Annotated in this window: 20 protein-coding genes and 1 pseudogene; 5 read left to right on the forward strand and 16 right to left on the reverse strand. The window is 67.7% G+C overall.

Going from position 1 to position 26,161, the window contains the following annotated elements; all coding sequences use genetic code 11:
* Positions 1–4: 4 nt before the first annotated feature.
* The 3 genes and pseudogenes from WME73_RS18460 to WME73_RS18470 form a co-directional block, all read right to left on the reverse strand.
* The gene (locus tag WME73_RS18460) at positions 5–868 is read right to left on the reverse strand and encodes a tyrosine-type recombinase/integrase (RefSeq protein ID WP_437893382.1); all 864 of its coding nucleotides are present in this window, start codon (positions 866–868) and stop codon (positions 5–7) included.
* A 796-nt stretch (positions 869–1,664) separates the two neighbouring features.
* Positions 1,665–2,917, reverse strand: a pseudogene (locus WME73_RS18465) (IS91 family transposase).
* 21 nt (positions 2,918–2,938) lie between these two features.
* Positions 2,939–3,802 carry a tyrosine-type recombinase/integrase gene (locus WME73_RS18470; RefSeq protein WP_437893382.1) on the reverse strand — a complete coding sequence of 288 codons (864 nt, stop codon included), beginning with the start codon at positions 3,800–3,802 and terminating at the stop codon, positions 2,939–2,941.
* A gap of 440 nt (positions 3,803–4,242) precedes the next feature.
* Between WME73_RS18470 and WME73_RS18475 the strand changes: the two genes are divergently transcribed.
* Positions 4,243–4,431 carry a hypothetical protein gene (locus tag WME73_RS18475; protein ID WP_437916530.1) on the forward strand — a complete coding sequence of 63 codons (189 nt, stop codon included), beginning with the start codon at positions 4,243–4,245 and terminating at the stop codon, positions 4,429–4,431.
* Positions 4,432–5,339: 908 nt separating this feature from the next.
* Here WME73_RS18475 and WME73_RS18480 read toward each other — a convergent pair.
* On the reverse strand, positions 5,340–7,379 hold the full coding sequence (locus WME73_RS18480; RefSeq protein WP_437916531.1) for a metallophosphoesterase family protein: 2,040 nt from the start codon (positions 7,377–7,379) through the stop codon (positions 5,340–5,342).
* Positions 7,380–7,638: 259 nt separating this feature from the next.
* Here WME73_RS18480 and WME73_RS18485 point away from each other — a divergent pair, with 259 nt between their 5' ends.
* Positions 7,639–7,866 carry a hypothetical protein gene (locus tag WME73_RS18485; RefSeq protein ID WP_437916532.1) on the forward strand — a complete coding sequence of 76 codons (228 nt, stop codon included), beginning with the start codon at positions 7,639–7,641 and terminating at the stop codon, positions 7,864–7,866.
* Between the two features lie 147 nt (positions 7,867–8,013).
* Here the strand turns inward: WME73_RS18485 and WME73_RS18490 are convergent, their stop codons facing one another.
* Positions 8,014–8,298 carry a VOC family protein gene (locus tag WME73_RS18490; RefSeq protein ID WP_437916533.1) on the reverse strand — a complete coding sequence of 95 codons (285 nt, stop codon included), beginning with the start codon at positions 8,296–8,298 and terminating at the stop codon, positions 8,014–8,016.
* Between the two features lie 10 nt (positions 8,299–8,308).
* Complete coding sequence (locus WME73_RS18495) at positions 8,309–8,641, reverse strand: hypothetical protein (RefSeq protein ID WP_437916534.1); 333 nt, start codon at positions 8,639–8,641, stop codon at positions 8,309–8,311.
* 580 nt (positions 8,642–9,221) lie between these two features.
* Here WME73_RS18495 and WME73_RS18500 point away from each other — a divergent pair.
* On the forward strand, positions 9,222–10,445 hold the full coding sequence (locus WME73_RS18500) for a hypothetical protein (protein ID WP_437916535.1): 1,224 nt from the start codon (positions 9,222–9,224) through the stop codon (positions 10,443–10,445).
* Between the two features lie 186 nt (positions 10,446–10,631).
* On the opposite strand, the gene WME73_RS18505 is transcribed toward WME73_RS18500, so the two are convergent.
* The 3 genes from WME73_RS18505 to WME73_RS18515 form a co-directional block, all read right to left on the reverse strand.
* Positions 10,632–11,375 (reverse strand): ExeA family protein, encoded by a 744-nt coding sequence (locus WME73_RS18505; protein WP_437911985.1) that lies wholly within the window; start codon positions 11,373–11,375, stop codon positions 10,632–10,634.
* 64 nt (positions 11,376–11,439) lie between these two features.
* Positions 11,440–12,831 carry a DDE-type integrase/transposase/recombinase gene (locus WME73_RS18510; RefSeq protein ID WP_437911984.1) on the reverse strand — a complete coding sequence of 464 codons (1,392 nt, stop codon included), beginning with the start codon at positions 12,829–12,831 and terminating at the stop codon, positions 11,440–11,442.
* 123 nt (positions 12,832–12,954) lie between these two features.
* Positions 12,955–13,518 (reverse strand): DUF6431 domain-containing protein, encoded by a 564-nt coding sequence (locus WME73_RS18515; RefSeq protein WP_437911983.1) that lies wholly within the window; start codon positions 13,516–13,518, stop codon positions 12,955–12,957.
* Positions 13,519–14,009: 491 nt separating this feature from the next.
* On the opposite strand from WME73_RS18515, the gene WME73_RS18520 reads away from it, so the two are divergent.
* Positions 14,010–18,299 carry a tetratricopeptide repeat protein gene (locus WME73_RS18520; RefSeq protein WP_437916536.1) on the forward strand — a complete coding sequence of 1,430 codons (4,290 nt, stop codon included), beginning with the start codon at positions 14,010–14,012 and terminating at the stop codon, positions 18,297–18,299.
* 211 nt (positions 18,300–18,510) lie between these two features.
* Here the strand turns inward: WME73_RS18520 and WME73_RS18525 are convergent, their stop codons facing one another.
* The 7 genes from WME73_RS18525 to WME73_RS18555 form a co-directional block, all read right to left on the reverse strand.
* Positions 18,511–19,074: a sigma-70 family RNA polymerase sigma factor gene (locus WME73_RS18525; protein WP_437916537.1), complete on the reverse strand. Its 564-nt coding sequence runs from the start codon at positions 19,072–19,074 to the stop codon at positions 18,511–18,513.
* Between the two features lie 192 nt (positions 19,075–19,266).
* Positions 19,267–20,163 carry a helix-turn-helix transcriptional regulator gene (locus WME73_RS18530; protein WP_437916538.1) on the reverse strand — a complete coding sequence of 299 codons (897 nt, stop codon included), beginning with the start codon at positions 20,161–20,163 and terminating at the stop codon, positions 19,267–19,269.
* Positions 20,164–20,283: 120 nt separating this feature from the next.
* Positions 20,284–20,646: a hypothetical protein gene (locus WME73_RS18535; RefSeq protein WP_437916539.1), complete on the reverse strand. Its 363-nt coding sequence runs from the start codon at positions 20,644–20,646 to the stop codon at positions 20,284–20,286.
* 105 nt (positions 20,647–20,751) lie between these two features.
* On the reverse strand, positions 20,752–21,552 hold the full coding sequence (gene istB, locus WME73_RS18540; protein WP_437740573.1) for an IS21-like element helper ATPase IstB: 801 nt from the start codon (positions 21,550–21,552) through the stop codon (positions 20,752–20,754).
* On the reverse strand, positions 21,539–23,038 hold the full coding sequence (gene istA, locus WME73_RS18545; RefSeq protein ID WP_437740574.1) for an IS21 family transposase: 1,500 nt from the start codon (positions 23,036–23,038) through the stop codon (positions 21,539–21,541). The genes istB and istA overlap by 14 nt, the downstream gene beginning before the upstream one ends.
* Positions 23,035–23,406, reverse strand: coding sequence for a hypothetical protein (locus WME73_RS18550; protein ID WP_437307435.1), 372 nt, complete (start codon positions 23,404–23,406; stop codon positions 23,035–23,037). Before WME73_RS18550 ends, istA begins: the two co-directional genes overlap by 4 nt.
* A gap of 537 nt (positions 23,407–23,943) precedes the next feature.
* Positions 23,944–24,801 (reverse strand): RNA polymerase sigma factor, encoded by an 858-nt coding sequence (locus WME73_RS18555; RefSeq protein WP_437916540.1) that lies wholly within the window; start codon positions 24,799–24,801, stop codon positions 23,944–23,946.
* A 346-nt stretch (positions 24,802–25,147) separates the two neighbouring features.
* Here WME73_RS18555 and WME73_RS18560 point away from each other — a divergent pair, with 346 nt between their 5' ends.
* Positions 25,148–26,149 (forward strand): hypothetical protein, encoded by a 1,002-nt coding sequence (locus WME73_RS18560; protein WP_437917403.1) that lies wholly within the window; start codon positions 25,148–25,150, stop codon positions 26,147–26,149.
* Positions 26,150–26,161: the final 12 nt, after the last annotated feature.

Genomic DNA, 26,161 nt, shown 5'->3' on the forward strand with positions numbered 1-26,161 from the left:
GACCTCAGCCGAGCTTCTTCTTGGCCTCCTGGGTGCCGAGCACCTCGACCGGGCTGCGGGTGCGACCGACGTGAGCCTGGCTGACGCGGACGTAGCGGACGGTGGTGCGGATGGAGCGATGGCCGAGCAGGGCCTGGATGACGCGGATGTCGGTGCCGAGCTCGAGCAGGTGGGTGGCGAAGCTGTGCCGCAGCACGTGCGGGGTGACGCGCTTGTGCAGCTTGCAGCGCCTCGCCGCCTCGCGCAGCGCGTTGCGCACCGCCTCGTGCGAGATGACCGAGCCCTGCTTGCGACCCGGGAACAGCTCCGGTCCAGCGGGTCTCTCCGCCCGCCAGTAGATGCGCAGCGCGGTCAGCACGGGGGCGCTGAGCATCACGTACCGATCACGCCCGAGCTTGCCATTGCGGACGTGGATGAGGTTGCGCTTGCTGTCGACGTCCTCGACCCGCAGCGAGCAGACCTCATCGATCCGCAGACCGGCGCCGTACGCCGTCAGGACGATCGTGCGCTGCTTGACCGAGCCGATCGCGTTGAGCAGCGCCTCGACCTCGGTGCCGCTGAGGACCGGCGGCAGCTTCTGGGGTACCTTCGGCCAGGGGATCGCGACGGCGACCTCCGGACGCCCGAGCGTGGTGGCGTAGAGGAACTTGATCGCCGCCACGTACTGGTGCTGCGTCGCCTCCGCGATCTTTCGCTGCTCGGCGAGGTAGAGCAAAAACGCGCGCACCTCGTCGAGACCCATCTGCTGCGGCGGCTTGCGGTGGTAGGCTACGAAGGCCCGTGCGCAGCGGAGGTAATTGTCGCATGTCGACGGCTTGTATCGCCGCAGCTTCAGGTCTTCGGCCATTCGATCGCGGAGCTGTCCCATCGCTGCCCTCCTGGTGAACGCGGCGCCCGGGCAGGGGCGTCGCGAACGGCAGGGTGGGCAGGGAATGAGGCGGCGGGCGGCGAGTCCTGCGCGGCGCCGGGCGCTTTTTTTCGCAGTGAATACCGGCAAAAGTCGCGCTGCGGCAGCAATGACCGCCGTGACAACCGCAGCGAAGACAAGGATCCGAGCCGCGGCAGGAAACCTCGGCTCGGTATCCGCAATGCTTAACGGAGCAGGGCCCGCAGCAGCTTCTTGAGCCTCACGCCGAGCTCCTGCACCTCGTCCGCATCGCGCTAGCTCGCGGCCCCGAGCGCCGCCACCAGGTCCATGGCTCCCAAGGTCTCGTGGAGGCTACGCGGGGCGCGAGGGCGGTGTCGTCTCGCGATCGCGGTCGTCGTCGCGGTCGACCTCAGCAGGGACAGGAGCTGCCGCGAAGCGGCTTGGTCCAATGAATAGGCGTTTGCGGGACTGCGCCCGAGCAGCAGCGGCGGCGAGGTCCCGGCGCAGTCCCGTAAACGTCGGGTTGGACCGGGCCGGTTCGCGGCCGGGCGAGGCGGTCGCGAGGCCTATGGAGATCCTGCCCGAGAAGGCCGCAGAAGGCGGGCGCGGCGGGGCTCGCACGCGTGGTGCATCCCGCCGCCACGACGTTGGGCGCAGACGCGCCGAGGCAGAGCACGGCGCCGACGGAGGCCCAGCAGCACGCAGGCCGCCGACGTGGACGGCGCAGAAGGCGGATCGATGCCTGACCGCCGCGCAACGGAGGTGGTGCTGTCGCTTCTGCCCAGGCCAGCGATGCTCATGACGTGTCCGGAGGAGCAGCGGAGGAGGCGATGACGCACGACGGCAGCGGGCGGCGAGCCATCGCAGCCTGACCGCAGCGAGGACAGATGGACAGGTCGACCCCCGTGAGCGCGGCGAGCAGCGTACACCAGTCGACCTTGACGACGTGGCGCGGAGAGGGCTCGTGAGAGCTGCCTTCCCGGTGCTCATCTCCCCCGACAGCGCGCTGCCCTGCGTCTCGCGCCGCCATGATCCTCGTGCGTGCCACCTCGAGCGTGGTGGTGGCGTGACACGCAGCCATCAAGCCGAAGTGTCGGATCTTCACGAAGCGATGAGGCAGCACGTGCATCAGGAAGCGACGCAGAAACTCCTCTGCGGAGAGCGTCACGGTCTTGTCTCCGCGGGTCCGGAAGCACACGCCGCGCTCATCCATCCACCGCAGCCGGTGATTGGACAGCCCGACACGGTGGGTATAGCGACCGAGGTAAGCAAAGACCTGCTCGGGCCCAGCGAAGGGCGGCTTGCGTACACCACCCAGGGCTTGCGGTAGAGCGTCTTGAGCAGCGCAGCGAAGGCAGCGGGGTTGGCCAGCGCGGCGGCCCCGCCGGTCAGGTCGAGCTCTCCGGCGTCATAGGCCTGCCGAAGCGCGGCGAGCAACTTGCCGCGGAAGAGCTTGCCGAGGACCTGCACAGGGAAGAGGTAGCCGCTCCGCCCCTCGATCCAGCGCGAGCCGTCGAGCGAGAGCCCACCGCCCGTGACGATGCAGTGCAGGTGCGGATGGAAGCTGAGATTGCGGCTCCAGGTGTGCAGCACGGCGGTGACACCGATGTCGGCGCCGAGCCGCCTGGGATCGCGGCCGAGGGTGAGCAGGGTCTGCGAGCCGCACTGGAAGAGCAGATCGAAGACCGTCTGCGGGTTGACGAGCGCCAGCGGGCGCAGCTCGGCCGGGAGCGTGAAGACGACGTGGAAGTAGTGCGTCGGCAGGATGCGCTGCTGCCGCTCGGCGATCCACCTGGCCTGGCTGAGGCTCTGGCACTTGGGACAGTGGCGGTTGCGGCAGGAGTTGTACGAGGGCTGCTCGTGGCCGCAGCCCGTGCACACGTCGACATGGCCGCCCAGCACCGCGGTCCTGCACGCGGCGATGTCGCGCAGGACCTTGCGCTGGGCGGTGGAGACGGCGTGGGCGCGCAGGTAGGCCTCGCCGTGGGCGCGGACGATATCCGCGACCTCGAGACGAGGCCTACCCGTCGCCGCGGGCCGCGGCGCCAGGCGATGCGGGTGCACGCGACCTCAGCCGAGCTTCTTCTTGGCCTCCTGGGTGCCGAGCACCTCGACCGGGCTGCGGGTGCGACCGACGTGAGCCTGGCTGACGCGGACGTAGCGGACGGTGGTGCGGATGGAGCGATGGCCGAGCAGGGCCTGGATGACGCGGATGTCGGTGCCGAGCTCGAGCAGGTGGGTGGCGAAGCTGTGCCGCAGCACGTGCGGGGTGACGCGCTTGTGCAGCTTGCAGCGCCTCGCCGCCTCGCGCAGCGCGTTGCGCACCGCCTCGTGCGAGATGACCGAGCCCTGCTTGCGACCCGGGAACAGCTCCGGTCCAGCGGGTCTCTCCGCCCGCCAGTAGATGCGCAGCGCGGTCAGCACGGGGGCGCTGAGCATCACGTACCGATCACGCCCGAGCTTGCCATTGCGGACGTGGATGAGGTTGCGCTTGCTGTCGACGTCCTCGACCCGCAGCGAGCAGACCTCATCGATCCGCAGACCGGCGCCGTACGCCGTCAGGACGATCGTGCGCTGCTTGACCGAGCCGATCGCGTTGAGCAGCGCCTCGACCTCGGTGCCGCTGAGGACCGGCGGCAGCTTCTGGGGTACCTTCGGCCAGGGGATCGCGACGGCGACCTCCGGACGCCCGAGCGTGGTGGCGTAGAGGAACTTGATCGCCGCCACGTACTGGTGCTGCGTCGCCTCCGCGATCTTTCGCTGCTCGGCGAGGTAGAGCAAAAACGCGCGCACCTCGTCGAGACCCATCTGCTGCGGCGGCTTGCGGTGGTAGGCTACGAAGGCCCGTGCGCAGCGGAGGTAATTGTCGCATGTCGACGGCTTGTATCGCCGCAGCTTCAGGTCTTCGGCCATTCGATCGCGGAGCTGTCCCATCGCTGCCCTCCTGGTGAACGCGGCGCCCGGGCAGGGGCGTCGCGAACGGCAGGGTGGGCAGGGAATGAGGCGGCGGGCGGCGAGTCCTGCGCGGCGCCGGGCGCTTTTTTTCGCAGTGAATACCGGCAAAAGTCGCGCTGCGGCAGCAATGACCGCCGTGACAACCGCAGCGAAGACAAGGATCCGAGCCGCGGCAGGAAACCTCGGCTCGGTATCCGCAATGCTTAACGGAGCAGGGCCCGCAGCAGCTTCTTGAGCCTCACGCCGAGCTCCTGCACCTCGTCCGCATCGCGCTAGCTCGCGGCCCCGAGCGCCGCCACCAGGTCCATGGCTCCCAAGGTCTCGTGGAGGCTACGCGGGGCGCGAGGGCGGTGTCGTCTCGCGATCGCGGTCGTCGTCGCGGTCGACCTCAGCAGGGACAGGAGCTGCCGCGAAGCGGCTTGGTCCAATGGTCAAGCCCTGAGTCCGGGGAGATCGCCCTGACCGACCAGTCGCCTCGCGCCGCCGTGGTCGCCTCGCTCGCCAGCACCCTGAGCCGCGCCGTCGCCCTCGGGGATGACGTGGCGGCCCGGGTCGTTCACGAGGCGCTCGGTCGGCTGATCGGGCTGCCTGTGGGCCCGGAGGGGTGAGCACGCTTGGGCCGAACGTCGAGCCCACCGCTCGCGTGGTCTCGCTGCCGGAGCCTTGCCGCTCGCCAGCGCTCGCGGGCTCTGCTGAGATCGCTCCGCGCGCAATGGTTGCGTGCGGAAGCGCCCCGGAGGGATCCGGCGAAGTGCTGTCGGCAAGCAGCAGGCCTGTGCCGGGGAGGCAAGCACGAGGGCGTACGCGGCGATCAACCTCTCGCCGCGATGATGCCTGGCGACGCCGTCGCGGAGCTGCGGATGCCATAGCGAGCTGTGAGAAAACGAGCGGCGAAGGGGCTCCTGCACGTTGGCGCGGAGGCCGCCTCGCCCGGTCGCCTCGCAGGATCCGCCCGTGCCCGCGCCGAGTCGTGAGCCGACGCCGCCCCACAACCAGCATCGTTGACCTCGGCGAGAGCCGCAAGGGACCGTGCCCATGGTGGATGACTCGGTGGTTACGAAGGGCCGTCCCTACCGCAATCAAGCGGATTATGGCTCATCTGCGGCGCAACGCACGCCAAGGTTCAGACCCTCGACAACACCGACACTCGGCAGCGGCTCGCTGCCAGTCCGTGGATGGCGCCGGTCAGGCTGGCCGGGTGAGCGCTTCGAAACCTGCTCTGCGCCACCGGTAGCGTCCGGCGACGTCGCGCTGGGCGCGGGCGCCGCTCGTCGGCGTTGCCGCGGCGGCGCCGCATCTGCGCCATCGATCGCGGCGGGCACGCTCGACTTGCCGGGGCGCCGCCTTCGCACGCCAGCGTCGCCGGTGCGCTCCTCGGTCGTCGCTTTGGGGCCCCTCAGTCCGGCCTCGCCGCCGTTGCCGGCGCCCTTCCGTCGCTCTCGCATCGCACGGCAAGCCTGTGTCCCTGGCCAGCTCGACGTCAGGATGCGGTCTACCGAACGCATACCTTGATGCATTACGCGTAAAGACGAAAAAAAGGCAACCGCAAGCGCTTCCCATTGCCGAAGTCCAGTGTCACTGCGATCGTGCCTCTCCAAGCGTAACCTGTGTCACGAACGCGTATCTTGAACCGTTCGACACTACCAGCGCGGACAATCAGGGGCGGTTCGCAGACGGAACGATAGGTACCTGGACGGCCGTGGTTGATAGATATTTCGTAGGTGATCTGAGGAAACAGGAGACCACTTCCCGGAATTCCGTGTGGCTTCACTTCCCATTCAATAAAATTAACTGCGAATCCCAATAGTATGGCGTCGACCTCTCCCGAGTTTCTGACTATGATATCGAGCACCAGATCCGGAGATTCAACATTATCGCTTATTGAGAAATGCAGCACTTGCGGGTCTGCTTGAAGCCACTGACATGATGGGTCGATCATGAAGCGCACCAGCTCTATATTCTCAACGGCGAAAAATTGCTGCAGCTCCTCGTGCGTAGCGTAGAAGAACGTCTCCACTAGGTCTGGGTTCTTCTGCAGCAGCTCCCGAATGGCTGTAGCTCCCCATACCTCTAATCTCCACGTCTCTGGGACCTCTTTCGTCAGCCAGTCGATAAATGCGTCGGTAGGATCAACAGGGACACAGAGGATCCATCGATCGATCTTTGTGTGCTCTAGGTCGCGAATGGTGGCGATTGATTCGCGGATCAATTGTTTTGTTGGCGCGTCGAATCGATCCGTAAACTTGGTCTGCCATACTGCCTCACTGACCGGCACATTGTCGCGTATGCCCATCATCGCGACAATGGATCGCTTGCCATCCCACGATGCGAATGCGATGGGCATCGTGTCGGGAAATATCCTTCGTGCGAGCCGTGTGCATAAGTCTTGGAAGCGCTTTTCGTCTCCAAGTTGCATAAGATCTATTTGTATTACAGGGGAGATTCCTGGATGGTCCTCGGCTCTAAGGTCCCTTCTGGGTATCGGTGTTCGGCGCGGTGTGGTGTGTGCACTGATGGTTTTAGAGCGTTTGGATGGTAACTTTGGTACCTTGAGTCGCAGGACGTGATCCGCGTAGCTCTGTCCGTTGCGAATGTTGTTGATGTCGGGACGAAAATCATTCTGCTTCGACCAAAGGCGCGGCCATACCCGAAGCTTTAATTGGTTCCTGCTCACGACGACGGCGCCGAAGCTATAGCCATGCTCAGCAGAGATCCCGTTGGGTAGTTTCTCCCCATGGACGGCGCCTGCGGCAATCTCAACGAGGTCGGCTCCACCGGCGGTGTAGACACGCTGGTTGCTGGCCTCGTGCACGTGGCCCGAGAGATGAACGTGTGCGTGTGCTCCGATCCATCGAAGCGAGCTCTTTTCATCGGCTAGCCAACCTCCGCGTAGGGGATGATGGCTCATTACTATAGTTAATTCGTTCTCGTTTGGGCGTGGGATGAAGGCTTTGAGGATCTGACTGTTGCCGAGTTGAAGGACTCCGTGATCCTTGTCGTCGTTGCAGAGGATCGCGGTGTTGAGTCCAACGAGGCGGACCCGGACGCCCAGCCTGTCCGTTGGTAACATGTGGACCCAGAACAGATCCTGGCACGGTGAGGCAAGTTCGCTCGCAAAAGCGCGGTAATTGTTGAAGCGAAGCTCCAATTTATTGCGGTCGCTCGGTCGTTCCAGCGCGTCGTCCAGCTTTTCTCCACCGCGAAGTGAATTGAGCAGGCGCGTCGTGTCGGCGTCTGTCTCTATTCTCGTCCGCTGCACGTCGTGGTTGCCTGGAACCGTGAAGACCTTGTCCACGCCGAGTCCCGCGATCCGGGCGACGTCAGCAAGAAATAATCGAGCGGCGCCGTACTCACGTCGGAGTACGTCGCCGCTGAACGCTATGTCGCCGGTTACGAGGATCGCGTCGGGACGCGGCACCCTGCCGGGGCCAGCTAGCATACGTTCGATGTCACCTTTTAGCTGGCCAAGCACGAGGAGCTGGTCCGAGCGGTGATCCTCCGGGCCGTGGCCGACGTGGATGTCGGAGATGTGGATCCATGAGAAGATGGTCGTCATTGGCGCGCCCCAGTGTCTCTCGGTCAGACACGAAACGGAAGGGAGCCTGGCGGTCTTGATTCCGCGCCCTCGTGAGGGGAAAGGGCGTCACTGGCGCGGGGGTCAGCTACTTCAGCCACCGCAAATGTTGTGCCACACCGGGACGGTGCTGTTCAACGAGGGGGCATCGTGAGCTCGCGCACCCGCACCCGGCGCTCGCGGGCTAGCTGCTTCTCCTGGGAGATGGGTGGCAGCGGCCTCGGCCCAGGGGGGGCGAGGCGTGAGCACGGGCGTGAAGATTGAAGGAGATTCGATCAAGAAGATCGAGGGACGCACGGCGTCATGGAACAAGGCGCGGACGACGGCCTTCAGCCGCGCAGGGCAGCGTGATTGCCGCCCGCTATCCCGTCTGGGCGATCGTTCGTCCGAGCAACGGGCCGCCGGTGGGCGCCGCCGGTGGGCGCCGCCGGTGCGACGCGAGCGCGACGAGGCCACCGGCGCCTGGTGACGGGGTAGCCAACCGCGGCGATCGCGCGTCGTCGGTGGGCCGGCCAAGCGGCGGCTATCTGGCGCCGCCATGGCGGAAACCGACGCCGCCACCTGCCGCCCGCGCCAAGTGTTCGACTCCCTTCTCCTCCGCCGAGATCCGTGCGGCTTATTGCGCGGCCTTTGGATCCATCCACACCACCTCCCAGTGGTGCCCGTCGAGGTCCTCGAAGCTCCGGCTGTACATGAACCCGTGGTCCTGCGGCGGCTCCGCCTCCTTGCCGCCGCCGGCAAGCGCCTTCGCCACCATCGCGTCCAACTCGGCACGGCTCTCGCACGAGAATCCGAAGGCCCCCTCCACGTACGTCGCGGTGTCGCAGATCTCCTTCTTGGGGAACGTCTTGAAGAACGGCTCGACGAGCAGCATCGCGTAGGCGTGCTCGCCGATGAGCATGCACTCCCCCTCAAGAAACGTGATCCGTCGGGCCCCGAGATCGTCGGAGCGGCGCCAGCAGCTCGAGCATCGTCTTCACCTGCTGCGTCTGCGTACCCTCGATCCGATCGACGATCGACGCCGGCACGCGCCCGACGTCGACGCAGATGAGTCGCACGCAGATCGAGACGAACACCCCCGTGCGCAGGAACGGGCCCTGCCACCAGCCGAGCCATCGGCGCGTCGTGCGCGCCGGCACCCCCGTCCGCCGCCAGATCTTCGCAGCCGCGCGGAGGGCGAGCGCGACGATGCTCGCCAGGATCACCACCGCCCCCAAGTAGACCCGCCGCCCGAGGAACCGCATCGCAGCCCTCGCGCCCGCAGCACAAGCTGAACCGACGGGCGAACGCCTCGCCCGCCGGCGCGACCAGGCCCCCACGCGGCTTGCGGTCGTAGTCGCTCCGGTGCAGCGACCCGTCGCACTCGGGGCAGCCCTCGGCCGCGACCCGGCGCGTCACCGCCTCGTCCACCTCCACCAGCACCCTGAAGAACTCGCGCCCAAGATGGGGATCGTCCAGCATGGTCCACCTTCGGTCCTGACACCCGGAGGGGAGCCCCCTCGGACGAACTTCACCAAGTTCTCTGAGGGGGCTTCTTTGTGCGCCCCTCAAACAAGTCGATCACGATGGGCCCCAGCCCCCTCCATCTCCCTGATAGTGCTCATCCTGCAAGGGGCGCGGCCTCTGCCCGAGCTGCGGTGCGCGGCGGAGGTAGAGCTCAGGGGCGCACCTCGTGGATCGGGTACTGCGGACTCGTCGCGCAGCAGGGGACGGCGGTCGGATTTTGCTTCTGGATCAAAGGCGGAGCTTCCGGCCTCGGCTCTTGAGAGGGACGGGAAGAGTGCGCGTTGACCCCGCAGGGAAGCAGCTGCATGATGGCCGCCTATGGCCGAGGAGAACGCGTTCGTCGAACGCATTGACGTGCTCATCGTTACCGCTGTCAAGGACGAGTGGGACGCCGTGCTCGCGGTCGACACGGGGGCGGTGCAGGGCAGCACGTGGGAGAGGCGCGGACCTTTAAACAGGCCCGAGGTCCGTGCGCGCAGCTTCACCGTTGACGGAGGCGAGCTGCGGCTCGCCGTCGTTCAGGCGTACGGGATGGGCGGGGTTGGGGCCGTCAGCGCCGCATCGTGGTTGCTCGATGGTCTCAACGTGCGCTGCCTGGCGATGTGCGGCGTGTGCGCTGGCCGCCGAGGCTACGTCGAACTGGGGGACGTGATCATCGCCGACCGGATGTGGACCTACGACACCGGCAAGCTCAAGGTCGAGATTGTTGAAGGCCAGCGCGTGGAGCAGCAGAAAGGGGACATCGAGATGTACCGGCTCCACCCACCCGACTGGAAACACAAGGCCGAGCGTTTCGTCTATGACCCCGAAGCTTCCTGGCTCTCGCTGCGGCCTCGGAGCTACGAGGCGCAAGGAGACTGGGTGCTCGAGCGTCTCGTCGCGGGGGCGGACCCGATTTCCGATCCCGAGCGTGACGCGAAATGCGCCGATTTCGAAAGGGTGGTCGAGCAACTCTGGAAGAAGAGTTTGCTTAAAGACGGGACGTTGACGCTGACCGACGCGGGTGAGAAGCACGTTCGGAGAAAGCTTATCCTGGGTCGCGGCAAGCTGCCCGACTGCAGGCCCTTCAAAGTGCACGTCGGCCCCGTCGCTTCCGGGAGCGAGGTCGTCGAGGATCCAGACATCTTTGAACGGCTGTCCACCCCAATGCGCAAGGTGCTAGGCCTGGAGATGGAAATTGCGGCCATCGGCACACTCGGCTACGAGCGGCAGCTCGAGGGCGTGGTGGCGATGAAGGGCGTGATGGACCACGCCGATTCCGACAAGAGCGACAACATGAAGGCCTTCGCCGCACGGGCTTCGGCCGAGTGTCTGATCGCGTTCCTGCGCGCGAACCTCCCGCCGAGGGGGGCAAATGCTGCACTCGACCGCCTGTTGATTCCCGGCACGTCGGAGCCACCCGCAGAACCGAGCCCTGCTGCGCTGTTGAGCGCTCGCCATCAGATCGTGCCCTTCTTTGGCCGCGCCGCGCTGCTTGAAGAGATCCGCGCCTGGTGTGTTACCGAGCCGACTGGCTTATGGCACCGCGCCCCGCCTCGATGATGGCCATCTCGCGGCCGTTCGGCAGGGCTCCGTCCGGCGACGGCCATTGCGGGTGTTGCCCCGACGTCGCACGGCGCGATGGGCATCCTGCCGGCCACCGTCCGTCGCGGCGAGGCGATGGCCATCGTGGACCTGACACGACTCGGCCCGCGAGGCCGACGAGCTTCGCGGGCTGAGCGCCGCCGTTTAGCCGAGCGACGAGGAGAGCGTGAGCGTCTCCGCGACGCGGGCCACCGCGTCGCGGTCGACCAGCTTGCGCTTCCGGCGGGCCGATTCGCGCATCGCCGCCGCGGCGAGGCGGTCAATCTCGCGCAGCGAGCCCGACGCGAGCTCATGCAGGGCGGCGAGCGACTCGCGCGAGAAGAGCTCGTGGTCCGCGCCGGCACCCTTCAGGCGGAAGGCCACGTACTCCACCGTGTCCTCCACCGTGGCTGGCTCGATCATAAAGCGGTGGTGGATGCGCGTGAGCAGCGAGCGGTGGGAGCGTAACGCCATGCGGCCCTCGAGCTCCGGCAGGCCAACAAGGAGGATCGACAGAAGAGCACGGCTGTCCCACTCGTGGTTCAACAGGATATGCAAATGCGCCATCATGTCCGGGTGCAGCAGATGGGCCTCGTCGAGCAGAAACACCGGATGCACCTGGTCTCTGCGCAACTCGTGGACGTGCCGCTCGACCGCGAGGAACAGGCTCGCGGCGCTCGAGGTCGGCTGCAGGCCGAGCGCATGGCAGAGGTAGCGGTAGAAGTCGCGCCGGCCGAGCGTCGCATTGTGGCAGTAGGTCAGGCGAAATCCAGCCTGTGGTAGCCGGTGCCGCAAGGCCCGAAGCACACACGTTTTGCCGACGCCCGGCTCACCGACGAGGAGCACGCTGGCGCGCTCAAGAAGCGCGGCTTCGAGATCGTCGACGAGCACCTGCTTCGACGTGGGCAACCACAGCTCGGCATCGTCGAGCTCCTTGGAGAAGGGGGCCGTGCGAAGGCCGAAGAAGCCGAGCTCAGAAGATCGCATCGAGATCCTCCTCGGTATCGACGTCGTCCGCGCCGGGCGCCAGAGCCGCATCGCGCGCGCTCTTCACGAGCAGGGCGCCGGCCGGGTCGAAGGCGACCGGCTGCCCCGCGGGCGACTCGCCGCTCTTCGTGACACGGCGTGGTGGCCGCTTGACGTGCGCGTTGTGTACCGGGTCGACGAGGCGAAGCGGGATGCGCTGCCCCTCGATCTCGACAACCGGGGCGAGAGGCTCGTCGAGCAGGCAGTAGGCGACGATCACGACACGGCCGGCGAGGTAGCCGTGATCGAGCTCGTAGAGCCGCCCTCGGACCGAAACGGTCGTGTCTCGGCGCACGCGCCGGCGCTGCCGCAGCGTGAGCGCTTCGCGCAGGCGAGCCTCGGAAAGGGCGTCGACCTCGCGCTGCCCGGGCGCGTACACGAGCCCGGGCGCGCGCCCCATCAGTCCGGCGTGCGGGGACGGATGGTAGTGGACGTCGACAAAGGCCTGAATACGAGAGGAGATGTCCTCCAGCGACGTGATCGAGCCCAGGTGGTCGAGCACGTTCTCTCGAAGCGTTCGCCAGAATCTCTCCATCTTGCCGCGCGCCTGCGGGTCGTAGGGGCGCGCATGAAGCAGGGTGATCCCGAGGCGCGAGCAGAAGAGGCGCAAGGCGTCGCCACGGTAGGTCGCACCGTTGTCCAGATACAGCGCGCTTGGAACGCCCTGGAGTCGGAGGGCGCGGACGAGCAGCCGCAACATGGTGTCTTCCTTCTCGTCGCTCTCGACCGAGATGGCGACGATGAAACGTGAGGCATCGTCGAGCAGGGCGTGGATTCGCACGGGGACCCTGCGCCCGGCGAGATGGAGTGTCGGGCCGTGGCAGACGTCGCCGTGCCAGAGCGCGTCTGGGTGGTCGGCTTGCCACTTGAGCCGAGTCGTCGGCCCCTTGCCGTCACGCTGCGGGATCTTGTCGAGCCCCTCTTGGCGGAAGAGGCGACGCACGGTCGAGGCGCTGACCGTGGCGCACAGGCGTCCGTCGGCGCGCAGCGTGCGCAGGATGAGCGGCACCGAGGCCGCCGGGTGTTCCCGCCGGATGTCGCACAGCAGTTGCCGCAGCACGGCATCGAGCTCGCGGCCGCGCCCGCGGTCGCTACGGGCGCGAGGGCGGAGACCTTCGAGCCCTCGCCGGCGATAGGCATAGAGCCAGCGCTCGAGGGTCGGCACCGAGAAGGAGCGCGTGCATGCGCCGCCGGGCGGGCGCAGGCGCTGGATCGAGAGGTCGCGTAGGGCTTCAGCGAGGTCGCCGTGCTCGAGATCACGAGCGCAGATGTGCCCGATGACGCCATGGCGGAAAATGGCGATTTCCTCCGAGTGATCTTTGGATTTGAGGATGTCCACGAACGGTCCTTTCCACGGGTGCGTTTCGACGACCCGTGTGGACCCAGTGCCTCATCTTGCCGCCGCCGTGCCCGATCCTATGTGGTGGAGTCGCCGGAGCCCGCGTTTGCCGGCAGATGGGCATCATGCTGCGAGCGCGGCGCCGCGGAACGCCAGGTGAGGGGCGCGCTCGCCCGCGTCGCCCCGGGGCGACAGCGCGACGAGCTGCATCGCCGTGCGCTCGGCGATCTGCACGCGGGTGCTCTCCGCGCCGTGACGTCCGAGCCGCGGGAACAGCTGTCCGCGGCGACTGGCCTCAATCCATCGCGACGGCGCGAGCCACCGCTCGGCGGCCGCGACGCCCACGATCGCGCAGCTGCAGACCTCGGCGCGGACAGTCGGCGTGGTCGCGCCGTCGAGTCCGACGCGAGCGAGCACCCAGCCGATCGCCGACGCGGTGTAGCGACGCCGGGGCAGCAGCCCGCGGGGCACCACGACCACGATCGCGCCGCAGGCGCTGCATCGATAGCGCCGGGCGTGCACCGTGACCAGCTGCGGAGCGCCACCGGCCTGGAGCGGGCCGTAGACCTGACGCTCGCGCAGGCCGTGGCCGCGCATCCTCAGCGGGCCGTCGACGGGCCGGCCGGCCGCGTCGCAACAGGGACAGCGCGCCGGCCGCAGGTAGTGAACCGCTGGCACCGCCGTCATCCAGCGCTTGATATCGACATCGGCTTGAACGATCCTGCATGAGCTCCGCTCCTGCACGGTGTTCGGAGCACGACGAGGGGAAGACGGGTCGCCACAACACGCATCCCCTCGTCGCCTATTTTGTGGCCGGCTCCGCGCCGCTGCTCCGCTCCATCGGCCCCGGCCTTACGTCAGCGGCGGCGCTGACGTGGTGCAAAGTGGAGTGATAATTTGTGACACGGCTCCGGAATGCATGAGGATCGAAGCGGCGAGACCGCGAGGCGGAGGTTTTTGTGAGAATTTTTGGTGGGTACGGGGAATGCAGAACGGCGAGCACCGGTCGACGGCGGAGGCTCTGCATCCACCCCGGCTCCCTCTCCCTGATCCGCACCGACTCCCTGATGGACGGGCACAGGCCACTCAGGAGATAGCCATCACGAACAGGGATCAATATCGGGGCGAACTCCACTACTGGGAGGGCGCGGTAATACTGGTGCAGCGAGGCTTCGCCCGTGCGCGCGCGGCTCTTTTACGGCCCTGGTGGCATAGGGAAGACGAGGCTCTTCATCGAGGTGTGCGCGCAGATGCGTCGCGAAGGGTGGCGAACTGGCTTCGTGCCGGGGGGCGTCGACCCGCGGCAGATCGAAGCGCTGGTGGCCGCCGAGCGTCCCACGCTCGCGGTCATCGACTATGCGGAGAGCCGCCCCGACCTTCTCGACCTGCTGGCTCCCGTCGCCCGGCTGCGCTCCGAGAAGGGCAACGGTCGGCTGCGGCTCGTGCTCCTCGCCCGCAATGCCGACGACTGGTGGACGTTCCTGCAGAGCTCCGCGGCAGATGTGGGCATCCTGCTCGGTGATCACGCGCCACGAGAGCTGCCGCCGCTTGTGGGCGCGGGGCCCTCGCGCACTGAGATTTTCCACGAGGCAACCGTGCGCTTCGCGCAGCTCTTGGGAAAACCAGTTCCAGATGTGACGATGCCGCTAGATGACCCGCGCTACGACCGGGTGCTCTACGTCCACATGGCGGCCCTCGCGACTGTGGGGGGGCGGCCGTTTACGGCCGAGACGCTGATGGGCAGTACTCTCGACCACGAGCAGCGGTTCTGGCTCTCGCTTTTCCCGCATGACGATCTTTTAGACGCGCAACACTTCACCGAGCAGACTCGACGCGCCGTGGCCGCGCTCACGCTGTGCGGCAGGGCCGGCACCCGTAGCGAGGCGGTGGATCTCGTGGCACGGACGACTGAGGACAGCGACGATAGGCGCGTCGACCGGCGCATCCGGCTCCTGCGCCGGCTTTACCCCGGGCAACGCAACAGCATCGGCGGGAGCGGCTACCTCGGCGGGCTCGAGCCCGATCTGCTAGGCGAAGCCATGGTTCACAGGACGCTCACGCTGGAAGGCGGCGACGCGGGCGTATACCTCGATCGCGTACTTACGCGTGCTGGCGAGGACGCGCTTCGGACGGCGTTCGTCGTGCTCGGGCGGCTATCGGAGGATCACCCCGAGGATGCAGAGACGTGGATCGCTCAGGTGCTAGGCCGCGACGTGGCGAACCGAGCCATGGCGGCGTTCGCGACCGCGAAGGCGGTTGGGCAGCGCACGGCGCATGCCCGGCTCGGGACGGTTCTGGCAAGGGCGTTGGAGAGGGAGGGGACGGTTGACATCGCAGTAAAGATGGCCGCGGCCGGGGTGCCGGAACGCACGGTGTCACTGCGCGAGGTGGCGGTGTGGGTGGAGAAGAAGCGATTGGAGCACCTGCCAGAAGGGTCTGAGATAGAGGTGCTGGCCAAGCGAGCATGGTTGCTGAACAGCCTGGGCACTTGGGAGAGCGATCTGGGGCGACGGGAAGCAGCCCTCGTCTCGACCCAGGAGGCAGTGCGGCACTATCGTGGGCTCGCCGAGCAGCGTCCCGACGCATTCCTGCCCTACCTCGCCCTGAGCCTCAACAATCTGGGTAGCACGCTCAGCGAGTTGGGTCAGTGGGAAGCGGCGCTCATCTCGACGCAGGAGGCGGTGGGTTACTACCGCCAACTAGCCGAGCAGCGTTCCGACGCGTTTCTCCCCGACCTCGCCGCGAGCCTCAACAACTTGGGGGCGAGGCAGAGCTACCTGGGTCAGCGGGAAGCGGCGCTCATCTCGACGCAGGAGGCGGTGGACCATTACGGTCGGCTGGCCGAGCAGCGGCCCGACTCGTTCCTGCCCGACCTCGCCATGAGTCTCAATAACCTGGGCAAGATGCAGAGCCACCTGGGGCAGAGGGAAGCGGCGCTCACCTCGATGCAGGAGGCGGTGGACCATTACCGCCGGCTGGCCGAGCAGCGGCCCGACGCGTTCCTGCCCGATTTTGCGCTGAGCCTCAACAACTTGGGGGCGATGCAGAGCTCTCTGGGGCAGAGGGAAGCGGCGCTCGCCTCGACGCAGGACGCGGTGGATCACTACCGCCGACTGGCCGAGCAGCGGCCTGACGCGTTCTTACCTGATTTCGCGCTGACCTTAGATAGCTTGGGCAACCGCCAGAGCGAGCTGGGGCAGAGGGAAGCGGCACTCACCTCGACGCAGGAGGCGGTGGATCACTACCGCCGGCTGGCCGAGCAGCAGCCCGAAGCGTTCCTGCCCAGCCTCGCACTAAGCCTCAACAACCTGGGAAGTCGGCAGAGCGAGCTGGGGCAGAGGGAAGCGGCACTCACCTCGACGCAGGAGGCGGTGGGTCACTACCGCCGGCTGGCCGAGCAACTGCCCGAAGCGTTCCTGCCCAGGCTCGCGCTGAGCCTCACCAATCTGGGGAGCACGCAGGGCGATTTGGGGCAGAGGGAAGCGGCGCTTAGCTCGATGCAGGAGGCCGTGGATCTCTATAGCCGGCTGGCCGAGCAGCGTCCCGATGCCTTCCTGTCCGATGTCGCGCTGAGCCTAAACAATCTTGGCAAGACGCAGAGCGCGCTGGGGCAGAAAGAAGCGGCGCTCAGCTCGATGCAGGAGGCGGTGGGTCACTACCGCCGGCTGGCTGAGCAGCGGCCCGAAGCATTCCTGCCCAGTCTCGCCATGAGCCTCAACAACGTGGGCAGCACGCAGAGCGATTTGGGGCAGAGGGAAGCGGCGCTCGCCTCGATGCAGGAGGCGGTGGGTCTCTATAGCCGGCTGGCCGAGCAGCGTCCCGAAGTGTTCTTGCACAACCTCGCCGGCTGTCTCGGCAACCTGGGCAAGACGCAGAGCGATTTGGGGCAGAGGGAAGCGGCGCTCGCCTCGACGCAGGAGGCCGTGGGGCACTACCGCCGGCTGGCCGAGCAGCGCCCCAGCGCATTCCTGGCCGATTTGGCGCTGAGCCTCACCAACTTGGGTAGCACGCAGAGCGATTTGGGGCAGAGGGAAGCGGCGCTCAGCTCGATGCAGGAGGCGGTGGGTCTCTATAGCCGGCTGGCCGAGCAGCTGCCCGAAGCATTCCTGCCCAGTCTCGCCATGAGCCTCAATAACGTGGGCAACGCACAGAGCGAGTTGGGGCAGAGGGAAGCAGCGCTCGCCTCGACGCAGGAGGCTGTGGGGCACTACCGCCGGCTTGCCGAGCAGCTGCCCGAAGCATTTCTACCCAAGCTCGCTCTGAGCCTCAACAACTTAGGCAATCGGTACAGCGAGCTGGGGCAGCGAGAAGAGGCGTTTGCCTCTACTCAAGAGGCGGTGAATTCCGCCCGCCGGCTTGCCGAGCAGCGGCCCAACGCATATCTGCCCGACCTCGCCATGAGCCTTAACAACCTGGGCCTAAGGCAGAGCGAATTGGGACAGAGGGAAGAGGCGCTCGCCTCGACGCAGGAGGCGGTGGGTCTCTATAGCCGGCTGGCCGAGCAGCTGCCCGACGCGTTCCTGCCCCAACTTGCCGGCTGCCTTAACAACCTGGGCCTAAGGCAGAGCGAATTGGGGCAGAGGGAAGCGGCGCTCGCCTCGACGCAGGAGGCGGTGGATCACTGCCGCCGGCTTGCCGAGCAGCGTCCCGACGCGTTCCTGCCCAGCCTCGCCATGAGCCTCGAGAGTCTGAGCAAGACGCAGAGCGAGTTGGGGCAGCCGGAAGAGGCGCTCGCCTCGACGCAGGAGGCGGTGGGTCTCTATAGCCGGCTGGCCGAGCAGCTGCCCGACGCGTTCCTGCCCAAACTTGCCGGCTGCCTTAACAACCTGGGCCGAAGGCAAAGCGAGCTGGGCCAGCGGGAAGTGGCGTTCGCCTCGACGCAGGCGGCGGTTGGTCACTTCCGCCGGCTGGCCGAGCAGCGCCCCGAGGCGTTCCTACCCGACCTCGCGCTGAGCCTTAACAACCTGGGCCTAACGCAGAGTGAGCTGGGGCAGAGGGAAGCGGCGCTCGCCTCGACGCAGGAGGCGGTGGGTCACTACCGCCGGCTTGCCGACAAGCGGCCCGACGCGTTCCTGCCCAACCTCGCAATGGGCCTTAACAACGTGGGCCTGCAGCAGCGTGAGCTGGGGCAGAGGGAAGAGGCGCTCGCCTCGACGCAGGAGGCGGTGGGCCACTTCCGCCGGCTTGCCGAGAAGCGGCCCGACGCGTTCCCTTCCGACCTCGCGCAGAGCCTTAACAACCTGGGCCTAACGCAGAGTGAGCTGGGGCAGAGGGAAGAGGCGCTCGCCTCGACGCAGGAGGCGGTGGAAAAACTTTGGCCCTGTTTTCTTGCAGTGCCTCAGGCATTCACGCGCAAAGTTGCGGGAATGCTTTGCAACTTGCTCATCTATTTGGAAGCGCTCGGCCAGCTGCCCACTCCTGCGCTGCTCCAACGTGTGGAATTCTTCAACGCTAGAATTCGCTACTGACGCAAGGGGTCCTCCCGTCGCTCCGACGTAGGACCGGCGCCCGGACGAGGGATCCCGTCGCTGCGCTCCGGTGGCGCCCGGGGGTCCCGGAACGGGTGGCCGGGTGCCAGTGGAACGGGCGGCCGAGTCGACCGGAATACGCAGTCGATGGTTCGCTCGGCCTCGTGGCTCTCCAATTCGCTCCGGAAGTGAACAACTAGACATTTGATGATCATCGCGGCCCCACTCTCCGAGCGAAGTCCTCCATGTTTTCCCGAAGTCCGATGATGTCGCGTAGCGCGCCGATCGCCTTGGTGCGTCGCTTGTAAATCACAGAGAGAGGTAGCCCTGCGTCTTCAGCGATCTGGGCCATCGAGACTCCGTTCAGATCGTGTGCCACGAGAACAAATCGCAGCTTCGGATCGAGCTCGTTCACCGCGTCGATAGTTCCCGTCCTGATGCTGTCGGATTCCATCGGAGCAGCGGCATCCGGCGCTGGATCGGCCACATCGATCAAATCGACGAGCTCCTCCCTGCGGTGCTGCATACGCTGGTGATAGTGCGACGCAACGTGTACGGTGATCGCGTTCAACCAGCGTTCCGGCCTGCCGCGCTTCGGATCGAACCTGGGCCAGCTCTCCCAGGCATTGAGCCAGACTTGCCCTGCGACGTCGGTACGATGGCACAGTGGGACCCCCAGCCTCCCCAACCAGCGCAGCACGGCACGAACCTGTGCCGGGCAAAACAAGCGCGCGTGTGCGGCGGCGCGCTCGTCGTCATTCGACAGACGATCCATGGCGTTACCCTCCCCCGCGGGCAATCGCCCGTAAGCGGGTGATGCCGCGCGTCCGCCTCATGCGGCACCGGTTCGCGGTCTTCCCCGTCCGCTACCAAAGGAAGACGTCAGCCGTAGCTGCTCAGTTCCCGTAGCGGCGGCATGCTCGCCAGCAGGCTCCTGATGGTGTGTAGCTGCGAAGCGCGGCGGCGCTCATCCATGGCTCCCTACGCCCGGAAGTGTCGTGTTCAGCGGAGAGCGCTCTGCGTCCTCCCAGTCGGACGCGTTGGCGGAGCTCGTCCCCCCTTCGTCACGCTGTAGCGGGAAGCTCGTCAGCGTGGCGGCGCGCTGGGCGAGCTCCGCCCCCGCGGCGGTGCGGACAGGGAGCGGCGACCGAAGCCGCGGCAGCGGAGCCGGCGGGAGCTTCGCCCGCGGGCTCCTGGCCGCAAGCTCGGGAGACGGTACCACGGGCGGAGGAACGTCGAGCGCGCGGGGCGGTATCGTCGGCGGAGTCGGTGGCGCCGAGCTCGGCGCCGACGACGCCGCGGGAAGCGCCGAGCTCTCACGCTTGGTGCTGGGCGCACCGATCTGCATCACCACCGTCGTCTCCGCGTCCGTTCGGTGGTCGTCGTGCAGCCGCCACAGGCGCTCCCAGTACCGCGCAGGCGTGCCGGTGAAGGACTCCAGCTGCCGGGCAAGGCCGGGCGTCATCGGTAGGTCGCTCCCCAGCAACCGCTCCAGCTCCCTCGGTTCCAACCCCGTGCTCTCGGCCAGCTTTCTCCTCCACGAAGGCGTCGTCGCGCAGAACGACTCGAGGACCCTTCCTGGCCACGGGACGGGGCGCGTGCGGGCCTCCGTCAGCTCTGCGAGCGCCGCGTCGACGTGACAGTCCAGGAGGCGCCGGTATCGGTCTCGCTCGCCCGCTGCCTGCTCCTTCGCATCGGTGAGGGCTGCCTCCTCGTCATCATGCGCGTGCTCGCGCGCCTCGCGAAGCCCGCGCTCGCGTCCCAGCGCTTCGCGCGCGGTGACCGCGAAGCCGATCGCGACGCACGCGATCATCGCGAGCCCGAGCGGCGAGACGAGCCACATCGCACCCAGCATGTCTTCCATGATATTTCGCCTCCTGGACCTGAGCGTTGTTGTCCGACGCAAGGCGGATCTCGGCGTTGCGCTGCGCGAAAGCAGCACCGCTATCCCCGCCTGCCTAGCTGTTGATGGGTAGCCGGCGATTCAGCGAAGCTGCCTGAGCAGCGCTTCGCGCTCGGCGGCGAGCCGCCCTCGCGGGAACTGCCGCGCGTGGGCCTCGAGCAGCCGCCGAGCCTCGACGTCGGCCATGACGTCGTTGGCCTCGATGGCCCTCCGCGCCTGGTTGACCAGGCTCCTCTCGACCTCGCCGGCGGTCGGTCGAACGGCACTCGCCGGAGGCGCGGCCCGGTGACTTCTCGTCGTCGCGTTCGAGGGAGCGGGCGTGCCGGTCGCCATCGCTTCGCCGTGCGCGCTTCCATGTTCCGTGCGCGACGAGATCTCGTGCGCGGTCGCCGCGTCGGGCGCCGCTGTGTAGATGGCCTCGGAGATCCGCAGGAATCTAACCACGCAGATCCGCGGAAACGTGCCGCGCGCGTCCGCAGAAAAATGACCGCGGCGCCCGCGGAAATCTGACCCCGGGCGCCGCGGAAATCTGACCTGGCGTCGGCCGGGTCAGCGCTTCTTCGCTGCCGCGGGCGGCTCGGGGGCCTCCGGCCCCGGCTTGGGTCGCGCCTCGCTCATGGCCAGCGACTCCTTCTGCCGCCACGAGTCGGCGTCGATGTCGAGGATGTGGCAGTGCTGGACGAAGCGGTCGATCAGCGCCGAGACGCACGCTGCGCCCGGAAAGACCGTGCTCCACTGCTTGAACGGCAGATTCGTCGTCAGCACGAGCGAGCGGCTCTCGTGCCTGCGGCTGATGATGTTGTAGAGCAGGTCGGCAGACTGACGGCTGCACGGCAGATAGCCGATCTCGTCCAGAATGAGCAGCGACGGGGCCGTGTATTTCCGCAGCCGTCGTTCGAGGGCCGGCAGCGACTCCTGCTTGAGCAGATCGGCGAGGGCGGCCGACAGCGTCGTGAAGCGCACGGTATAGCCGCGCTGGAGCGCGAGCATGCCGAGGTTCTGGGCGAGCATCGTCTTGCCGACGCCGCTCGGACCCCGGAGCAGGATGTTGTGCCCCTTGGCGATGAAGTCGAGCGTCATGAGCTCCTCGACGAGCTCACGCTGGATCGTGCGCGGGTGGTTCCAGTCGAAGCGATCGAGGGGCTTGAAGGTGCCGATGGTCGCCGCCTTGGCGCGCGCGGCGAGATTGCGCTCGGCGCGCTCGCGGTGGGCGATGGCGGCGAGCTCCTCGAACGTCTGCACCGGCGACAGGCGCGCCGTGGTGGCATGCGCGATGAGCGCGAGCAGCGCCTCGCGCGACACGCGTACGCCGAGGGAGCGAACCAGCTCAGCGACGTCATCGTTGGGCATCGTAGGACTCCAGGTCGTGGGGGATCACGTCGCGATCGGGGACGTGGGCTCCGAGAGCGATGTCGACGGGGACAGGGCCGTTGGCGGCGCGGCGGCGCTCCTCGCAGAGCACGGCGAGGGCACCGGGATCGTGGGTGCCGCGGGCGATGGCCTCGCGCGCCGCAGCGCCGAGGATCTCGACGCCGTACAGGTCGAGAAGGCGCAGGGCCTTGGCCGTCATGAAGCCGACGTTGCGACCGGCCTCCACCCAGCGCTCTTGCAGGATCTCGAAGCCGGGGATCGCGGCGCCGAGCCGATCGCGCCCCTTGGCCTCGCGCGCGGCGCGCTTGTGGTCGAGCAGCTCGGCACGGTGCTCGGGCGCCTCGATGCTCTGGTGTCGTCCCCAGCAGCGCACGTGCCGCGCGACCTCCGTGCCGCCGTCCGAGAGCCGCACGGTCGTGTCATTGGCGACGAGCATCAGCGTCTTGCCGTGGTGGATCGACGGCGCCGAGTAGCGGTTTCCGTCGAAGTGCACGAAGGCGGTTTTGTCGACGGGCACGGGCTCGACGAGGTCCGTCTCCGGCAGCGGATCGGGCAGCGCGAGCAGCCGCGTCCTCTCCTCCGCGAGCACCTGGTCGACGCGCCGCTCAGGCCATCGCGGGTGCGGGCGCACGTTGGCGATCTCGTCGAGGAAGACGAGCAGCTCGGCGTTGCCACGCTCGAGGTCACGAATCGTGCGCGCGGCGAAGAAGCGGTCGCGCAGGAAGCGAATCGCTCGCTCGACCTTGCCCTTTTGCTGCGGTTTGCGCACGGCGCAGAGCCGCGGCGCGACGCAGAGCTGACCGGCGAGCGCGAGCAGGTCCGGGTGGAAGCGCACGGCGTCGCCGTGGCGCTCGAGGACAACGGTCTTGGGATTGTCGAAGAGCCATTGTCTCGTCGCGCCGCCGAAGTAGCAGCACGCGCGCACGAGCGAGCGGCGAAGCGAGCTTGCGGACAGGTCGAGCACGAGCTCACCCCAGATCGCGCGCGAGTACGACAGGACCATGACGAAGGCCCAGAGTTGGCGCGTGCCGCCCGCGACGCGCAGCTTGCCGACGTAAGCCCAGTCGACCTGGGCCTGCTCGGCGATGAGCGGCTCGACGCGGAGGAAGGCCTCGCTCTTCGGCGCCGGGCGCACGAGCCGAACATGCCGTCGCACCGTGCGCACACTGCCCTCGTAGCCGCGCTCCACCAGCATGTCGTACAGGCGCGTGGCGCGGAGCCGAGGATACTGTGTCAGCGTCTCGATGACGAAGGCCTCGTAGCCGCGCAGCGGCAAAGGCACCTCGCTCACCGCGGCATCCGCGTCGCGAACGACGGGCCGCGAGCGCGCCCCCTTGCCGAGGCCGAGCACGCGCTCGACGGCGTCGTGGTGCAGGCCGAGCTGCGTCGCGATGGTGCCGATCTTCCAGTGCTCGGCGAAGTGCAGGCGGCGGATCTCCGCCTCCTTGGCCTCGTCGATCGTCATCGACCGAGGCTCCTGCGAAGGCGATGCTCGCCGCGGAAGTTACCGAGTCCCGGCAGGCGTTGCCCGCGGCGGGGCGGGGCGTCCATGAACAGAGGCTCGACGACGTAGTGCAGCGTCGCGCGCGCGACGCCGAGGCCGTCGCACAAACCCAGCGCGAACAAGATGTCCTCGGACTCCGCAGAAACGACAGCACGGACCCTCTGGTCGTGCCAGAGCGCCATTGACTCGCACAGCATCGGCCCGGCGAACCGATGCGCCGGCGTGGCCACTGACCGCAGCCGGGCCTTCATCACCTCGTCGGGCCCCTGCGTCAGCAGCACCCGCGTCTCCTGCGGCGTCGCGGAGATCGTCATCACCAACTCGTCCATCCCTCGACTCCTGCGGGCCGGCGACGGCCACGTCGTCCTTCGACGTCGGCGCGCCGATCCGCGGGCATACGCTGGCGGATGCGGGCAAGTTGTCGGAACCGATATCCATCACGCGCCGGCCCCGTCGGGCGCGGTAGACACGCTGGCGATCACGGTGATCGAGGCGCCCCTCGTGGGAGCTCTGGTGCCGCAGCCGAGCCGCGCGCTGCGCCCGCTGGCGAGCCGTGTCGCGGCAGCCGCTGCCGCAGTAGAGCTGCCCTCGATCACACCGGCCGCAGACGAAGAAGATCACGGCGCAGAGCCCGCAGCGGGCGAGCCGGAAGCTGTCTTGCACGAGTCCCCGGACCAGGGCGCCGGGAAGTTGCCCTCGGCGGCTGGGTCGTGCGAGACAGGCCGAACATCGGTCTGTCGCCGATCCCCGGAAGGCCCTGGTCGCTACCCAGGGCCTTCTTCTTTCCAGCGCACCGCTTGGGCTCGATCTCTACCGCCGCGCCTCGCGCTGGCGAACTTCCCGGCCGCCCGCGCTCGCCCCAGGCGTCACGAGGTGAGGGGCAGAAATCTGCGGATCGGGGGGACCATCAACACCGCTGCGCCGAGCGCCCCATCTCCGCTGGCGGGCCCCGCGGCGCTCTGGGCGCCATCTCGCGCGGGGGGCGCCACGGCGTCCTGCTCCGCGGGCGCGGTGGCAGGGGCGCGGACCGCCGCCGCCCTGATCCACGATTCCAGGTCGGGCAATGGCGGCACGGCGGAGACGAGCGCGCCGGTCAGCAGGACGAGCGCGGCCTGAACGACGATCCTCAGGCCGAGCCGGCGCAGCGAGGCCACCCACGACGCGCGACGGCCGAAGCCCAGTGCAAGCGGCACGCAGATGCTCCCGTCCCTTCCCTGAGAGCGCTCCTGCGCCTGCCACCGTCCCCCCTGCACCTCGAGCTCCTTGTGCGCCCGCCGGTGTCGCGTCTTCACCGTGTCCAGCGGGAGCCCCTGCTCGGCGGCGATCTCGGCGAGCGGGATCTCCTCGAGGTCGTGCTTGATCACGAGATCCCGGTACTTGGGATCGAGTTGGTCGATCAGCTGCCGGGTGAGCTTTTCCCGCTGCCGTCTGCGGAGCAGCTCTTCCGGCGTGGGGAGCTCATCTCGGATCTCGCGCTCATCGAACGACGTGAGCACCTCGCCGCGGCAGCGCGCGTCCCGGACGTGATTGCGCGCCTGGTTGACGGCGATCGTGACGCGGTAGGGCCCCGGATCTCCGCCCGGCTCGATCCGGTGGTCGGCGTCGAGCCCCCGCAGCAGCGCTTCCTGGGCGATATCCTCGGCGTTTCGCGCCGGTACACCGTGGCGCCTGGCCAGGCGCCGGAAGAGCTCGAAGCCGGGGGAGACGGTCGCTGGCTTGGCCACGGTAAGCAGCACACGCGAGGCGGCCCAAAAGGTTCAGAGAAATGAGTCGAGGAGCAACTTCGGTCGGACAATGTGCCGCCATGTAGTTTCTTGGACTACGCTTGGCCATGTCTGACGGATGGTTGAACGCATTCCCTCATCCGACCGCCAATTCCCACCGAAGCCGCCGAGACGTGGCGGTTTCTGCCGGTTGACGCCTAGCAGCCGGCGTCGGTACCGTCGCGGCATGCGTTGCATTGCGCATTCGCTCTCGATTTTTCTTGCGCTCGGGGCCGCAACAGGCTTCCCGAACTCGGCCAGCGCGGACGATATCCATCCGAAGGCGGGACCGAGCGACCGATCGACGGTGAAGGAGCATGTTCGCCGTGGTCAGAAAGCGCGCAAGGCCGGGCTGTGGACCGAGGCAACCGCTGAATACAAGGCAGCTTTGGAGGCCGCGGACGCGGCGACCAGCACCGAGGTGGAGCGCGCGGAGCTCGCCGGCGAGCTCGGCCTTTGCGAGCTCGCGCTGCACAAGTACCGCGACGCGGCCGAGCACCTGGCCAGGAGCCTAGAACAGCGCGAAGCGTTGCCGGAAGCGCTCCAGCAGCGATTCGAGGCAGGGCAGCGCAAGGCAGCGCCGCACGTTGCGCGGCTCGTGCTCGGCGTCGATCCGCCCGACGCCGAGGTGCTCGTCGACGGCAAGCGCATCGGCCGGACCGCGCGGACCTACACGCTGTTCTTCGAGCCGGGCCAACACATGGTGCGGGGCCGTGCACCGGGCTGCAAGGACGCTCTTCATTACTTGCGCGCCGTGGCAGGCGCGGAGCACGAGTTCACGATGCCGTTGCTGTGTGCGGCGGCGAGCGGCACCAAGGAGGCGAGCGGCGCCAAGGGGACCGCGACCGCGACGCCGACTCCGGTGCGCGCTTTACCCGCTCCGCGCGCGCAGGCCCCCAGCCCGTGGGCCTCGTGGCCGGGCACGCTGCGTGTCGTGGGAATCTCGCTCGCGACGGGCACCGTATCGGCAGGCGCCATCCTCATGATCAGCGCCAGCAAGCTCGATCAGGACATGAGCGCGCGGCGTGACCAGCTCCAGAGCGACCCGAGATCGAGTTCGTCCATGTGCTGGCAAGCGCCGGAGCGCTCGCCGTGCGGCGAGCTGCGGCGCCTGCGCGACGCGCGCAACCTGTCCGACCGGGTGGGCATGGCCCTGGTCATCACGGGCGGTGTGATCGGCGCGGCTACCGCCGCGTCCTTCTTCACGGACTTCTCCTTCCTGGGCCGCACGTCAGCTCAGGATCGGGTCCAGATATCGCCCGTCGTGACCGGGCACGAGACGGGCGTGAGCATGCAGGGGGTGTGGTGACCATGCCGGATA

This window comes from Sorangium sp. So ce302, from assembly GCF_051530145.1.
GTDB classification, from domain to species: Bacteria; Myxococcota_A; Polyangia; order Polyangiales; family Polyangiaceae; genus Sorangium; species Sorangium cellulosum_B.

Bases quoted from the DNA above. Each gene is read 5' to 3' on its own strand.
- WME73_RS18460 (WP_437893382.1), bottom strand. From the start codon at position 868: ATGGGACAGCTCCGCGATCGAATGGCCGAAGACCTGAAGCTGCGGCGA.
- WME73_RS18470 (WP_437893382.1), bottom strand. From the start codon at position 3,802: ATGGGACAGCTCCGCGATCGAATGGCCGAAGACCTGAAGCTGCGGCGA.
- WME73_RS18480 (WP_437916531.1), bottom strand. From the start codon at position 7,379: ATGACGACCATCTTCTCATGGATCCACATCTCCGACATCCACGTCGGC.
- WME73_RS18490 (WP_437916533.1), bottom strand. From the start codon at position 8,298: ATGCTCATCGGCGAGCACGCCTACGCGATGCTGCTCGTCGAGCCGTTC.
- WME73_RS18495 (WP_437916534.1), bottom strand. From the start codon at position 8,641: ATGCGGTTCCTCGGGCGGCGGGTCTACTTGGGGGCGGTGGTGATCCTG.
- WME73_RS18500 (WP_437916535.1), top strand. From the start codon at position 9,222: ATGGCCGAGGAGAACGCGTTCGTCGAACGCATTGACGTGCTCATCGTT.
- WME73_RS18515 (WP_437911983.1), bottom strand. From the start codon at position 13,518: ATGACGGCGGTGCCAGCGGTTCACTACCTGCGGCCGGCGCGCTGTCCC.
- WME73_RS18525 (WP_437916537.1), bottom strand. From the start codon at position 19,074: ATGGATCGTCTGTCGAATGACGACGAGCGCGCCGCCGCACACGCGCGC.
- WME73_RS18530 (WP_437916538.1), bottom strand. From the start codon at position 20,163: ATGGAAGACATGCTGGGTGCGATGTGGCTCGTCTCGCCGCTCGGGCTC.
- istB (WP_437740573.1), bottom strand. From the start codon at position 21,552: ATGCCCAACGATGACGTCGCTGAGCTGGTTCGCTCCCTCGGCGTACGC.
- istA (WP_437740574.1), bottom strand. From the start codon at position 23,038: ATGACGATCGACGAGGCCAAGGAGGCGGAGATCCGCCGCCTGCACTTC.
- WME73_RS18550 (WP_437307435.1), bottom strand. From the start codon at position 23,406: ATGGACGAGTTGGTGATGACGATCTCCGCGACGCCGCAGGAGACGCGG.